Origin of the sequence: Streptomyces flavochromogenes, from assembly GCF_000717595.1 — a bacterium.
GTDB lineage: Bacteria > Actinomycetota > Actinomycetes > Streptomycetales > Streptomycetaceae > Streptomyces > Streptomyces flavochromogenes.
In genome coordinates, this window is the sequence record NZ_JNZO01000138.1 from 1 (window position 1) to 249 (window position 249).

The following is a 249-nucleotide window of genomic DNA, read 5'->3' on the forward strand; positions in this document are numbered from 1 at the left end:
GCTGCCCCGGCTGCGTCGTGAACTCGCCACGGGCCCGGACGGTCTCTCTGCCCGCGAGGCCGCCCGGCGCCTCGCCGTCCACGGACCGAACGAGGTACGACGAAGGGTGCGCGCCCCCTTCGTGCGCGAGCTGGTCGGACAGCTGGTCCACCCCCTGGCCCTGTTGCTGTGGGCCGCCGCCGCCCTCGCCTTCGTCGCGGACCTTGCGATCCTCGGTTGGGCGATCCTCGCGGTCGTCGCCGTCAACGC

The 249-nt window shown here is 74.3% G+C and carries 1 protein-coding gene; it reads left to right on the forward strand.

Annotated elements, in window-relative coordinates:
- Window positions 1-249 (forward strand): cation-transporting P-type ATPase (locus IF00_RS42360; RefSeq protein WP_037640662.1); only part of this gene is annotated, 249 nt, incomplete at both ends.